The sequence below is a fragment of the Xenorhabdus vietnamensis genome (genome assembly GCF_002127535.1).
GTDB lineage: Bacteria > Pseudomonadota > Gammaproteobacteria > Enterobacterales > Enterobacteriaceae > Xenorhabdus > Xenorhabdus vietnamensis.
The window spans coordinates 170,271-184,219 of sequence record NZ_MUBJ01000002.1; the positions used below are offsets into that span (position 1 = coordinate 170,271).

The 13,949-nt window shown below is 42.3% G+C and carries 9 protein-coding genes; 5 read left to right on the plus strand and 4 right to left on the minus strand.

Features of this window, described 5'->3' with window-relative positions:
* Window positions 1–93: 93 nt before the first annotated feature.
* From pnp to Xvie_RS02925, 4 genes are all read left to right on the plus strand, one after another.
* Window positions 94–2,232: a polyribonucleotide nucleotidyltransferase gene (gene pnp / locus Xvie_RS02915; RefSeq protein ID WP_086107878.1), complete on the plus strand. Its 2,139-nt coding sequence runs from the start codon at window positions 94–96 to the stop codon at window positions 2,230–2,232.
* Between the two features lie 178 nt (window positions 2,233–2,410).
* Window positions 2,411–3,295 (plus strand): lipoprotein NlpI, encoded by an 885-nt coding sequence (gene nlpI, locus Xvie_RS02920; RefSeq protein WP_086107879.1) that lies wholly within the window; start codon window positions 2,411–2,413, stop codon window positions 3,293–3,295.
* 106 nt (window positions 3,296–3,401) lie between these two features.
* Window positions 3,402–3,476, plus strand: coding sequence for a hypothetical protein (locus tag Xvie_RS25080; protein ID WP_223281609.1), 75 nt, complete (start codon window positions 3,402–3,404; stop codon window positions 3,474–3,476).
* A complete protein-coding gene (locus Xvie_RS02925; protein ID WP_139838797.1) occupies window positions 3,466–5,433 on the plus strand; it encodes a DEAD/DEAH family ATP-dependent RNA helicase in 1,968 nt (655 codons plus the stop codon). Before Xvie_RS25080 ends, Xvie_RS02925 begins: the two co-directional genes overlap by 11 nt.
* 132 nt (window positions 5,434–5,565) lie before the next feature.
* Here the strand turns inward: Xvie_RS02925 and Xvie_RS02930 are convergent, their stop codons facing one another.
* The 4 genes from Xvie_RS02930 to Xvie_RS02945 all read right to left on the minus strand — a co-directional run bounded on the left by Xvie_RS02930 (window position 5,566) and on the right by Xvie_RS02945 (window position 11,818).
* Window positions 5,566–5,973 carry a hypothetical protein gene (locus Xvie_RS02930; RefSeq protein ID WP_086107881.1) on the minus strand — a complete coding sequence of 136 codons (408 nt, stop codon included), beginning with the start codon at window positions 5,971–5,973 and terminating at the stop codon, window positions 5,566–5,568.
* A 54-nt stretch (window positions 5,974–6,027) separates the two neighbouring features.
* Window positions 6,028–6,747, minus strand: a complete 720-nt coding sequence (gene btsR, locus Xvie_RS02935; RefSeq protein WP_086107882.1) for a two-component system response regulator BtsR — start codon at window positions 6,745–6,747, stop codon at window positions 6,028–6,030.
* A gap of 2 nt (window positions 6,748–6,749) precedes the next feature.
* Window positions 6,750–8,447: a sensor histidine kinase gene (locus Xvie_RS02940; protein WP_086107883.1), complete on the minus strand. Its 1,698-nt coding sequence runs from the start codon at window positions 8,445–8,447 to the stop codon at window positions 6,750–6,752.
* 320 nt (window positions 8,448–8,767) lie between these two features.
* Window positions 8,768–11,818: an inverse autotransporter beta domain-containing protein gene (locus Xvie_RS02945; protein ID WP_086107884.1), complete on the minus strand. Its 3,051-nt coding sequence runs from the start codon at window positions 11,816–11,818 to the stop codon at window positions 8,768–8,770.
* A 983-nt stretch (window positions 11,819–12,801) separates the two neighbouring features.
* On the opposite strand from Xvie_RS02945, the gene Xvie_RS02950 reads away from it, so the two are divergent.
* Window positions 12,802–13,398 carry a tyrosine-type recombinase/integrase gene (locus Xvie_RS02950; RefSeq protein ID WP_086107885.1) on the plus strand — a complete coding sequence of 199 codons (597 nt, stop codon included), beginning with the start codon at window positions 12,802–12,804 and terminating at the stop codon, window positions 13,396–13,398.
* Window positions 13,399–13,949: the final 551 nt, after the last annotated feature.

The following is a 13,949-nucleotide window of genomic DNA, read 5'->3' on the forward strand; positions in this document are numbered from 1 at the left end:
AGCACTGTCATTAGTCGTGAGGGTGTAGCAAGAAGAGAAAATCTATTGTTGTCCTTTTTTATAAAACGACAACACTAACAAAGGAACATTATTTTGCTAAATCCGATTGTTCGTAAATTCCAGTATGGTCAACACACTGTGACCATCGAAACCGGCATGATGGCTCGTCAGGCGACAGCAGCCGTTATGGTAAGTATGGATGACACTGCGGTATTTGTAACCGTCGTAGGTCAAAAGAAAGTCAAAGCAGGTCAGGATTTTTTCCCTCTGACTGTTAACTATCAGGAGCGTACTTACGCTGCTGGTCGTATTCCGGGAAGTTTCTTTCGTCGTGAAGGCCGTCCGGGAGAAGGTGAAACGTTGGTTGCCCGCCTTATCGACCGCCCTCTGCGCCCTCTGTTCCCAGAAGGTTTCCTGAATGAAGTTCAAATCATCGCGACAGTCGTTTCTGTTAACCCACAAGTAAACCCTGATATTGTTGCCATGATTGGCTCTTCTGCGGTATTGGCATTGTCTGGTATCCCATTCAATGGCCCAATTGGCGCTGCGCGTGTTGGCTACGTCAATGATCAGTACGTACTGAACCCAACCAGTGATGAACTGAAAAACAGCCGTCTGGATCTGGTCGTTGCAGGTACTGAAGGTGCGGTACTGATGGTGGAATCCGAAGCGGATCTGCTGACTGAAGAACAAATGTTGGGTGCGGTTGTATTTGGTCACGAGCAACAACAGATTGTGATTGATAACATCAATGCATTGGTCGCTGAAGCGGGCAAAGAGAAGTGGGATTGGTCACCAGAATCTATCAATCAGTCTCTGCACGATCGCGTTGCAGAACTGGCTGAAAGTCGTCTGGGTGATGCTTATCGCATTACTGAGAAGCAGGAACGTTACGCTCAGGTTGATATCATCAAAGAAGAGGTCTCTGCGATTATCCTGGCAGAATCTGCGGAAAAAGGCATTGAACTGGAAGAAACAGAAATTCTTGAAGTTCTGTCTGTTCTGGAGAAAAATGTTGTTCGTGGCCGTGTTCTGCGTGGTGAGCCTCGTATTGATGGTCGTGAAAAAGACATGGTTCGTGCTCTGGACGTTCGCACTGGCGTACTGCCGCGTACTCATGGTTCATCTCTGTTCACCCGTGGTGAAACTCAGGCATTGGTTGCTGCGACACTGGGTACAGAGCGTGATGCTCAAGTTATTGATGAACTGATGGGTGAGCGTACAGATCGCTTCCTGTTCCATTATAACTTCCCTCCATACTCTGTAGGTGAAACAGGCATGGTCGGCTCACCAAAACGTCGTGAAATTGGTCACGGTCGTCTGGCGAAACGTGGCGTATTGGCTGTAATGCCAAGCATCAATGAATTTCCATATACCGTTCGTGTAGTTTCTGAAATTACTGAATCCAACGGTTCTTCTTCTATGGCTTCTGTCTGTGGTGCTTCATTGGCACTGATGGATGCTGGCGTGCCAATCAAGGCTGCCGTTGCAGGTATCGCAATGGGTCTGGTGAAAGAAGGGGATAACTTTGTTGTTCTGTCTGACATTCTGGGTGATGAAGATCATCTGGGCGACATGGACTTTAAAGTTGCAGGTAGCCGTGATGGTGTCAGCGCATTGCAAATGGACATCAAAATCGAAGGCATTACCCGTGAAATCATGCAGATTGCTCTGAATCAGGCTAAAGGTGCCCGTCTGCATATCCTTAATGTCATGGAGCAGGCAATTCAGAGCCCACGCAATGATATTTCTGAATTTGCACCACGTATCCACACTATCAAGATCAATCCAGACAAGATCAAAGACGTGATTGGTAAAGGTGGTTCCGTGATCCGCGCATTGACAGAAGAAACAGGCACCACCATTGAAATCGAAGATGATGGTACAGTGAAGATTGCGGCGACTGACAGTGATAAAGCACGTCATGCCATTAGTCGTATTGAAGAAATCACTGCTGAAGTTGAAGTTGGTCGTATTTATACTGGTAAAGTTACCCGTATTGTTGATTTTGGTGCATTTGTTGCCATCGGTGGCGGCAAAGAAGGGCTGGTACACATTTCTCAGATTGCGGACAAACGTGTAGAAAAAGTCACTGATCATCTGAAAATTGGGCAAGAAGTTCCTGTGAAAGTGTTGGAAATTGACCGTCAGGGTCGTATTCGCCTGAGCATGAAAGAAGCTCAGATCGTGACTGATGAAATACAACAGTCACCGGAATCATCAGTAGAATAAATTTGACGTAAAGAGCGGCGTCCTGTAAAAAGGGCGCCGTTTATCTCAATAAATTTCGAGTTGTTGTTCACAGTAGCTGGAAATGAGAGAAAGTTAATTTTGGGCAGGAAGCCTGAAATATACAATGTGGGTGGAGTAACAGGGCATTCTGATTAATGTCTGACTTCGGGAGTGGGAAATGAATTCTTTTCTGCGCTGGTGTTATGTTGCGGCTATTTTTCTTATTGTGGGATGTAGCAGCAATGGGTGGCGTAAAAATGAAGTTCTTGCTATTCCATTACAGTCGGTATTGCAACAAGAAGTTATCCTGGCTCGCATGGAGCAAATACTTGCGAGTCGCTCACTTACAGAAGATGAATATGCACAGCTTTTATATGAACGAGGTGTGCTGTATGATAGCTTTGGGCTGAGGGCGCTGGCGCAGAATGATTTTTCTGTGGCTTTGTCTATCCGTCCTGATATTCCTGATATTTTTAATTATCTAGGAATTTATTTTACGCAGGCAGGCAATTTTGATTCTGCCTATGAAGCGTTTGATTCTGTTTTAGAACTTGATCCAACTTACAAGTACGTGCGAATGAATCGCGGCATTTCACTGTATTACGGTGGCCGTTATCGATTGGCGCAGGATGATCTGCAGGCGTTTTATCAAGACAATCCAAATGATCCCATCCGTTCGTTGTGGTTGTACCTGGTGGAAGAGAAAATTGATCCTAAGGTTGCAATGACTAATTTGTCGTACCATTTTGACAAAGCGAGCCGGGAAGTATGGGGCTGGAATATCGTTGAATTCTATTTGGGCAAAATCAGTGAAAAAACACTGATGGAGCGTTTACAACAGGACTCAACGGATAACACTTCGCTCGCTGAGCATCTCAGTGAAACTGACTTCTATTTAGGTAAACATTACCTAAGTCTGGGGGATGAGGATAGCGCAGCTGCGTTATTCAAGCTGACGGTAGCTAACAATGTTCATCACTTTGTTGAGCACCGCTATGCATTGTTGGAATTGGCATTATTAAGCCAGAAACAAGATGATTTATCGGAATCGAACCAACAATAGCTGACGAACATATTCACGACAGATTTTAAAGTCCACATCTTTAGAGGTGGGGGCTTATTTGTTCGTTTAATAACATAATTTGAGCCAGTTCACATTTTAAATGAAAATGACAGAAATTCTTTTCACTGTGTTATGTAGACTGGCCGCCATGATCAATGAGGCACCATTACATGACCACTGAGACTGAAATCTCTTTTGCTGATTTAGGTTTATCAGCCCCTATTCTTTCTGCACTGGAAGGCTTGGGCTATGAAAAGCCTTCTCCTATTCAACAACAATGTATTCCTCACCTGCTGAACGGCTGTGACGTGCTGGGCATGGCACAGACGGGTAGTGGTAAAACTGCAGCATTCAGCTTGCCTTTACTGAATAACATTGATGCTGAACTTAAAGCTCCACAGATCCTTGTGTTAGCACCAACCCGTGAACTGGCGGTACAGGTCGCTGAAGCGTGTTCAGAGTTCTCCAAGCATATGCGCAATGTGAATGTTGTTGCACTTTACGGTGGACAGCGTTACGACGTCCAATTACGTGCCTTGCGTCAGGGGCCACAAGTTGTGGTGGGAACACCCGGTCGTCTGTTAGATCACTTAAAACGTGGAACATTAGACCTGTCCAATCTGAAAGGTCTGGTACTGGATGAAGCCGACGAAATGTTGCGTATGGGCTTTATCGAAGATGTTGAAAACATCATGAGCCAGATCCCTGCTGAACATCAGACAGCTCTGTTCTCAGCAACTATGCCTGAAGCGATTCGCCGCATTACCCGTCGTTTCATGAATAACCCACAAGAAGTTCGTATCCAGAGCAGTGTTACCAACCGTCCTGACATCAGCCAGAGTTACTGGTCTGTTTACGGCATGCGTAAAAACGAAGCACTGGTACGTTTCCTTGAAGCAGAAGATTTTGATGCTGCGATTATTTTCGTGCGCACCAAAAATGCAACGTTGGAAGTGGCAGAAACTCTGGAGCGCAACGGTTACAACTCTGCGGCACTGAATGGTGACATGAACCAAGCTTTGCGCGAACAGACTCTTGAGCGCCTGAAAGATGGTCGTTTGGACATTCTGATTGCGACTGATGTTGCTGCTCGTGGTCTGGATGTTGAACGCATTAGTTTGGTTGTTAACTACGACATCCCAATGGATGCTGAATCTTACGTACACCGTATCGGTCGTACCGGTCGTGCAGGCCGTGCAGGCCGTGCCCTGTTGTTTGTCGAAAACCGTGAGCGTCGTTTGCTGCGTAACATTGAACGCACCATGAAGCTGACGATTCCAGAAGTTGAACTGCCAAATGCAGAACTTCTGAGCCAGCGTCGTCTGGAGAAATTTGCGGCTAATGTTCAGCAACAATTGGAAAGCAGCGATTTGGATCAATACCGCGCATTGCTGTCTAAGTTGGGTACCGGTGATGAACTGGATATGGAAACATTGGCAGCGGCTCTGTTGAAAATGGCACAGGGTGAGCGCGTACTTATTCTGCCACCAGATCCTGTGCGTCGTCCTCGTCGTGAATTCAATGATCGTGATGACCGTCGTCGCAATGGCAATGGTTTTGGTGATCGTGACAGAAATGATAGAAACGACAGAAGTGATAGAAGTGATAGAAGTGACCGAGGTGATCGCCCTCGTCGTGAACGTCGTGATGTAGGTGACATGGAACTGTATCGCATTGAAGTTGGCCGTGATGATGGTGTTGAAGTTCGCCATATCGTAGGGGCAATTGCAAACGAAGGTGATATCAGCAGCCGTTACATCGGTAATATCAAACTGTTTGCAACTCATTCCACAATTGAGCTACCAAAAGGGATGCCAGGTGAATTACTGTCTCACTTCACCCGTACCCGTATTTTGAACAAACCACTGAACATGCAGCTGATGGGTGATGCACAACCATTTGAACGCCGTGAGCGTCGTGGTGGCCGCAATGGTAACGGTGGCAATGGTGGTAATGGCCCACGTCGTGACCGTGAGAGTTTCGGCAATAATGGCAATAATAATGGTGGCCGCCGTTTTAACAACGAACGTCGTGGCGGTGGTGAGCGTGGTTCTTTCCGCGGTCGCAGCAACGATGATTTTAATGGTGGCGCGCCACGTCGTCGTCAAAGCCAAACCCAAAGCAATGGTAACGTATAAAAACGCGCCAACATTCTATTAAGTTGTTTGATTGGCATTCTATTGCGTTGAAAATATCGTAATCATGATGCGTTAAATAAGGCCCTTTCTCTTAACGGAGAAAGGGCCTTATATTCTTTGTTCAATTGGATTCTAACCGGCTCTGGGAGGATTTTTGGGGATAGGCTTGTTCAACTCGGCTTTGGCTTCTCCATCTGAAAGTAAGCGCTTACCTTGATGGATAACCATTTTTTTAATGAAGCCACCGAAACCACCGTGAGCTACCTCATGCAAAATTCTTTCTTCTACAGAACATAGCCCACCTTCGCTTTGATTTAATGGATGGATCAATACTCGATGTTTTCGCTCAAAAAGCCGTTTAATGCCTTTCAAAAAGCCATGCTGATGAAGCAGTGTGCGTAACTGAAATTCTGCATTGTAAAACTCACCAATAAGCAAGCGGGTTGTACTGAAATCGCCTTCAATCTCCAGCTCTTTCTGATTATTGAGGTTTTTCAGGGTCATTCTGTTTGTTTTAATTTTGAGATAAAAATCTGCCATAAGCATTTCCTTGATTTATTTTTCCTGTAGGGTCAAGGAATTATGCCGTGGCGATTAATTTAAGCCCAGCTCTTCTTTAAGTGGCTTTAGATAACGACGACTCACTGGAATGCGTTTATCATTGCTCAGAACCAGCTCTGCCTGTCCACTTTCTACAAAAACAATCTCCCGCAAATGGGGCATATTGACGAGATACTGACGATGGCAACGAGTCAGAGAAGTACGGGTTTCCAGAGTACGCAGAGTCAACTCGGTAAAGCCTTCCTGCCCGTTGGCACTCATGACATATATACCACTTAGCCGGGAAGTGACATACAGTACATCATTCAATGGCATTAACCAGATCCGGCTATGTCCAGTACAGGGAATGTATTTCAATTGCTCATCTTCGCGTTGCAGATCTGTCAGATTCTGCTTTTGATAACCAGAATGTAGCCGTTGTAAAGTCTTACTCAAACGCTCTTTTTCCAGTGGCTTTAACAAATAATCGAAAGCGTGCTCTTCAAAGGCTTGCACCGCATATTCATCAAAAGCGGTCAAAAATACAATATAAGGGCGATGCTCAGGATCGAGCATACTTACCATTTCAAGCCCGGTAATGCGGGGCATTTGAATATCAAGGAAAACAACATCGGGTTTCAGACGATGGATAGCGCCGATGGCTTCCACTGCATTGGCACATTCACCGATGATTTGAATATCCTTTTTCTCTTCCAGCAGGCAACGCAGGTTCTCACGCGCCAGAGGTTCATCATCAACAATCAATACATTCATATTTACACCGCTTTGTCAGCCCCTTTTTCCAACGGTAAACATAAGATGATACGGGTAAATGTTTCTGGTTGGCATTCAACATGCACACCGTAGCACTCACCATAGCGAAGACGAAGACGTTTATCTACCAGACTTATCCCAAGTCCATCCCCCATTTGTTCGGGACAATAAAGCCCTGCATTATCTTCAATTTCTACCCGTAGCAGATTGATATCCTGATACGCACGGATCGTAATTTGTCCTGTATCTAATAACTGTGACGTACCATGCTTGATGGCATTTTCTACCATGGGTTGCAGAGAAAATGCGGGTAATTTTGCGTGGCGCAGTGCTTCGGGTATTTCTATGGCAATCTGAAGACGTTCACGGAAGCGTGCTTTCTCAATTTGTAAGTAAGCATTCACATGTTCTATTTCATTCTCCAAAGTGGCGATATCTTCAGAACGCTTCAAATTCTTACGGAAAAATGTTGAAAGATACTGCACAAGCTGGCCTGCTTGCTGGCTATCCCGACGAATTACCGCTTGTAACGTATTTAAGGCATTAAATAAAAAGTGAGGATTCACTTGCGCGTGAAGGAGTTTTATTTCTGATTGCAGCAACGATTGCTTATTTCGTTCATACTGTCCGGCAAGAATTTGGGCAGAGAGCAGACTGGCAATTCCCTCTCCCAATGTGCGATTGATGGAACTGAATAAACGATTCTTGGCTTCGTAAAGTTTGATAGTACCAATGACCTGTTGATTTTCTCCACGTAAAGGGATAACCAGTGCTGAGCCAAGTTTGCAGGTTGGGCTAAGGGAACAGCAATAAGGTGTTTTATTGCCATCGGCATAGACAACCTCATTATTCTTAATAGCACGATGAGACTGTTCGGCAGCAATGGGAGTACCGGGTAAATGGTGATCTGAGCCGATGCCAATAAACGCCAGTAGTTTTTCTCTGTCTGTAATCGCGACAGCACTGATCTCCAGCTCCTGATAGATAACTTTTGCTACACGCATACTATTATCTTCATTGAACCCTTTATGCAAAATTCCTTCTGTACAGACGGCAATTTTTAAAGCTTGGGCAGAGAAAGCGTTATTGTATTTTTCGAAAATGGCACGTCTGTCCAATAAAATACGGATAAACATGGCCGCTCCTACACTGTTGGAGATGATCATTGGAGCCGCGATATTTTTCACTAAATTCAGTGCTTCACTGAAAGGATTGGTCAGAAGCAAGATAATCCCCATCTGGATGCATTCAGCGAAGAAAGTGACAATAGCCGCCGTCCATGGATTCAGCAACTTATTAATCTGACCTCGTTTCATCAGATAAATATGCACAAGGCCACCAAGCACGCCTTCTACAATGGTGGATACCATACAGCTGAATGCAGTCATTCCTCCGAGAGAATAGCGATGCAGTCCTCCCGTGAAGCCCACCATTGCCCCTACCATGGGGCCACCGAAAAGACCACCCAATACCGCACCGATAGCACGAGTATTGGCAATGGAATCGTTAACATTCAGCCCAAAATACGTCCCCATAATGCAAAAAATGGAAAAAATAACGTAACACATTAGTTTATGTGGTAAGCGAACCGTGACTTGCAATAGGGGAATAAACAAAGGTGTTTTACTCAGCAGCCAGGCGGTCACCAAATAGACACACATCTGCTGAAGCAATAACAACACGAGGTTAAATTCGTACATATATTTTTTATTGTGCGATTAATGACGATACATAAATTTAAAGTGGCATTATCAAAGGTTGAATTTCATATCGTCAATAGAGTATTGGCAGAAAGGGGTATTTATCCCTGATGGATTACTAGCTTTACTTAGCTTACAACCAACTGAATATAAAAGGATATAACTGACCATAGCTATGCGGGTGTAGGGATAGGGAATGCCAGCGCAAAGGAAACCAGAAAGGGAAGGTGGTTGGAAGGTGAAGAGTATTAACAAGAAGAACATTATCCGCCTCTATCTCGACAAAGAGGCGGATTTTTAGCTGATTAATAAAAGAACGATTATCCTTTACAGATAACGTAATCGACGTCTACATCACTGATAAAATGTGGATCTCCATAATCTATATTCACTGTATAGTGTGAATGTTTACCTTCCTTATCTATTCCTGGAGTCGAAGAACGATAGGAACGGTGTTCTGGCCAGCCATATGTGTCATACATTGTATTTTTGGGATGGGCTTGATAAAGCGCCATCAAATCCTCTCTTGTTGGCAGGTGCGCATTTATTTTGCCGCAGTACCATACAGCTCCTTTATAGACACGGCGTGGCCACATTTCACCATTCTCCGCAAAGGGAGAAACACTTCCTCCGTTATGGCCTAACTTTTCCAGTTCTGCTGACAATCGTGGCCGTGCAAAGACCACTCCGTTTGCAGCGACTACGGTTTCAGCCATGTGTCCCCAAAAGTTTGCTACGGAGACGTCCGGGCTGGTAGCGACAGTAAAGATGGCATCTTTAGTTTCGAGAGCTGCTGTACCGTCTGCCTTGATGGAGAGAGTCGTCTTCACGCCAAGACCATGTGGATCAGTCACAGTGATGGGCAGAATACCTTGGTTATCACTGAAATCCTGATACGGACCTAATTTTCCATTGAGCAATACCGAGATCTTCTGAGATACATTCTGGCGATTCAGCGCTTTGATGGCTTTAAGATTTACAGCTACATTTCGGACTAATTTCCCATGATTTAGAGTTTGGATCTTCAGGGTGACAGGATCATCTTTTTTAACTTTACTGGCACTCATCGTAATAGTTATCTTGTCGGCGAGTCCTCTGACTGTACCGCCTCTGCCACCATCATGTGTATAGTTGCCTTGTTGGTTATCCATACTGCTATCAACGACTTGGGTATTCCCAATAAGACCAAGCCCGTTTTGTGCTTGTACAGAGATTACTTTCACTGTACCTGCATCTGACTGTGTCAATATATAGTCAGGGATCTTGCCAGACTCGATGATCGTATTACCTTTGGTAATGTCAATATTGCCTTTTTCACCCCATACATAGCGGGATTTATCAGTTGTATCGCCGTGATTAGCGTAAAAAGTGTAGGTTGCACTCAGTTTTTGCCCCATCTCCAATTTACCAGTTAAGGTTAAATTTTTGACGATTGGTGCATCAGGATGAACGAATGTGATTTCTACGGGATTGATTGTTATTCCATATACTTCCGGTGTAATTTTCAGGACTCCCGTCTTTTTACCGGCAGTAAGCAGAGAGTGATAAACACCCGGTTGTATTTCTTCCATTTTTGCGATCTTAGGATCGTTGCCTTCCCCACTTAATTTACTGGTGACTAATTTGATATCTGATGCAATACCCTTGACTGGCTTATTATCTTTGTCCTTTAAGATCAAAGTCAGGATAGTGGTGGAATGATCATCAGCCAACAGTTCTGTATCTTTTGTGGTAAAGGTGGATTTACCATTACTGATTTCCTCAGGGAGTACTTGTACCTGAATTTCCTCTCGTTTGGAGGCATTGCCGTGATTATCATAAGCAGTGGCACCCACAGTATAAATATTACTGCCTTGAGATTGGTATCTTGGTAGAGTCAGCAGATAGCTGAGACCTCCTTTGTGTTTGATCTCCCCGCCATTGGCAAGCAGTCTCGCAGCATCCCATGTAATATCTTTAAGTCCATACTTGCTGCTGACATTGATATGGAGGGGCTTAATCTCACCCGCATGACCGATAATCTGATTATCTATCGCCAGAGAGATCACTTCACGTTTACGGTATTCAAGAACGATTTGATTATTGCGTTCAACCAAATCATAGCGGCTGCCTTGTAGGGTACGTTTGGACGCTACAGCATCCGGATCAATCTGTTTTGACCACGATGTGCCTATTTCATAATTCAGTTCTATGTTGAGCTGTGTATCTCCACTGCCGGACATGTTTTGTTTACGATCAATACCAAAAGTCAGTAATGGGATAGGGGTATAATTAATCCCGACAGTGAAGGCGGAAGGATCTTTTTTGCGATGCTCTGTATTGATTAAGCTAACTTCATCGCCGAAGTATTGCTCATACATCAACTTACCACCGAGCTGTGGTAAAGAAGGCCAATAGCCTTGAACTTTAAAGTCGAACCCATTAGCGGGACGCTCATCATAATCGGTCAGAAGGTGCGACTCTTTCCAATTACTTAAACGAAAATAGCCATTTGTAGTCAATTTAAGGTAATTGCGGGCATATTCTGCACCCAGACCGAATCGGCTATTATCACCGGTGATATCGTGGTCGAAGAAAGCATTGTAGCCCAGCATCCAATCGCCAAAAAAATGACGTTGTCCAAATCCAACATTGACGGTATTACGTTTATCTATATGACGTAGGCCGAATTGTGTAAAAGCCATCTGTTGATGGGTATCATACAGAGGCAATAACATATCAAACTGACTGTTATCCAAACGGCCATGGCTATTCATATTTACCTGAACACGAGCAGTACCATAGCGTCCCAACCAGTTTTGGATTTGCTGGCTGGCTTCTCTCATTGCCAGATTGTTTAATTGACTTGTCGCATTATTTTTAATGTTGTCACTACTCAATAATTGAGCTGTTCGCAAGGAAACCTCAGCCAGACGTTTAGAGTTATTGTCTGTAGTAGCAGTTTTTTCTTCTGCAATAAGGCCCTTGCTAAATGAAGAACGCTCTAATAAAGAATGGTGAAATGAATAATAGTTAAAGGGAAGGAATTTATTGTTTCGAGGTTTAGGTACATCAATTTCACTACCGACGCCGAGTGCGGTAAAAGGTTTCTCAAAAGTACGCAGTCGATTGATCTTTTCTAAGTCAGAGGTGCTTAAACCATAACGTCTGGCAACGGAACTGACCGTTTCTCCTGATTTCAGGACATAAGACTCTGTAGGTAAGTCCCATTTTTCATTTTGAAAAGTTGGGGGTGTTCTGGCAGTAGCGATAACGGGAGTGAATGCACCAGCAATAGGAAATACAAATTGAGCGATAATGTTCACCCAGGCTACACGTTTTAACAACTCTTGCTGACTCTGTAGCCACGGATTATCAAATTTTTTGTTCATAGCTATAAACCTGTAACAATAAAAAAATATCAGGCGATAGCCAGCAGTAAACCTATCCATTTCAGGACATTACTTTCTATTTACTACTTATCATGAGTCGTGTAATCAGGAGAAAAACGCCTGATAATAACAAAATAAAAGGGTGACAACACGGCATTACCTGATTTAATTCATCACAAAACAGTTAACAAACTCTAATTGATGGTCAACTTCTAGATTATTGATCTAGTATTTTGTCTTTGTGAGGGTTTTTATTCCAACATAAAATCATTTATTGATCAATATAACTTTCGTTATCAATCATTATCAATAAAATATTGAATAGGAGAAAAACAGCTAATTTAGCGTATTCAGGCAGTATTATGATATTCAAAACACATTTAATGTGATTAATTAAGTAAAAACAAATAGTTATCATTTAGTTTTATATTATCTTAATGCTAATTTCCAGATTAAAATAAAATCAGTATAAAACATAAGAAAATATGATTGGTTAACTACTTCCTATTATCTATTGTCTATTTTCGTTTTAATTTTCATATTAAAGCGATTCGAGAATGTATATTTTTTATTTAAATAACAATATAAAGAATTATTTTTATCCATTAATACTCAAATATAATTAAAGTGTCATTTATATAAGATCAAAAAACACACAAATAATTATATTGTAATTTTTTATTTAAAAACGGCAACACTGTTCATTATGCTTTACAATTATTCATGGTGTTTTCTGTGATTTAGATATTATTTATATTCTGCAAAATCGCATATAGGTCATATAATTAATAAAGTTAAAATCCTTTATGCGATAGATTAAAAAGTGATCGCAGAGCCATTATTAACTGATATTTATTTATCATGGGGAATCTGATTACCTTAAAAATGATGAGTATAACGATATTTTTATTATCATCGGTATTCTGTTCAGACAGAAAGTGTGAAATTGGAGCAGTGTGGGATTCGTTTTATTGGAGATTGTCATGAGAAAATACATCACACAAGACGAATGGAATCGTGTTTTTGCTGTATTAACTAATTCTGTAAATAAGGAACGTGATCAGTGTCTGCTGTACTTAACTTATATTCATGGCCTACGTGTGAGCGAGTTGATTTCATTAAAAGTCTCCGATATTGATATTGCAGGGAAAACCATTTATATAAAGCGATTAAAAAACGGTTTTTCGACAACACACCCTATATCAGCAACGGAAAAAGAACTTATCTTAAAGTGGTTGCAAGTCAGGAGTAACAACACAATATACCGAGCTTCTACATGGCTATTTCCTTCGCGTAAAGGAGGAAAATTATCACGTCAGTGGGTTCATGTCTTAATGGGAAGGTATGGAGAGCAGGCAGGGTTATCCATTAAGTTACATCCACATAAGTTGCGGCATTCTTGTGGTTTTGAATTAGCCAATCAGGGATTGGATACTCGATTGATTCAGGATTATTTAGGACACCGGAATATACGACATACCATGCATTATACCGCCAGTAATCCAGAGCGGTTCCAGAAAGCATGGCAGTGCCAGCAAAAGCTGAAAATTAATAGTGTTAAATATTTTTTCCCTCGGTAACGGATTATTTTTAGTGGATTAAACTTAACGCCGTATCATGGCTAAATTTGCACTATCACTCTAAAATGGAACTCTAACTCTACAAAGTAACTATCAAATTTTATTCGTGAATCGATCATATTATCTGGATAGGGTAAGTCTTCTATCGATTCTACCAAAATCGATTTCATAAACAATAGACCGGAAAGATCACTGTGGTCTTTCCGGTTTTTTATTTGTTGCTGAGTGAAACTATAGAAATAAAATAAGAGTAGCAATTCTGGTGTAAGAATAATTTGTTTGCTTTTGTTAACTATCTCATTGTCATTATTATATGTGGTGATGGTTTTTACTTGTTATACTAACATAATAATAGATTCGTATTATTCTTTCACTTATAAAATTATATCCATAGAAAAGAATACAAAGATATTTGTTGATTGCGGGAAATATGGCTTTCTAATGTTGACTATTTTCTCTTATATTTCCCGTCATCTTTCCACCAATCTTCTTACAATACCGTGATAATCCTGCAATATGCCGCCAGTAACCATTACAATCCGCATTGTTTG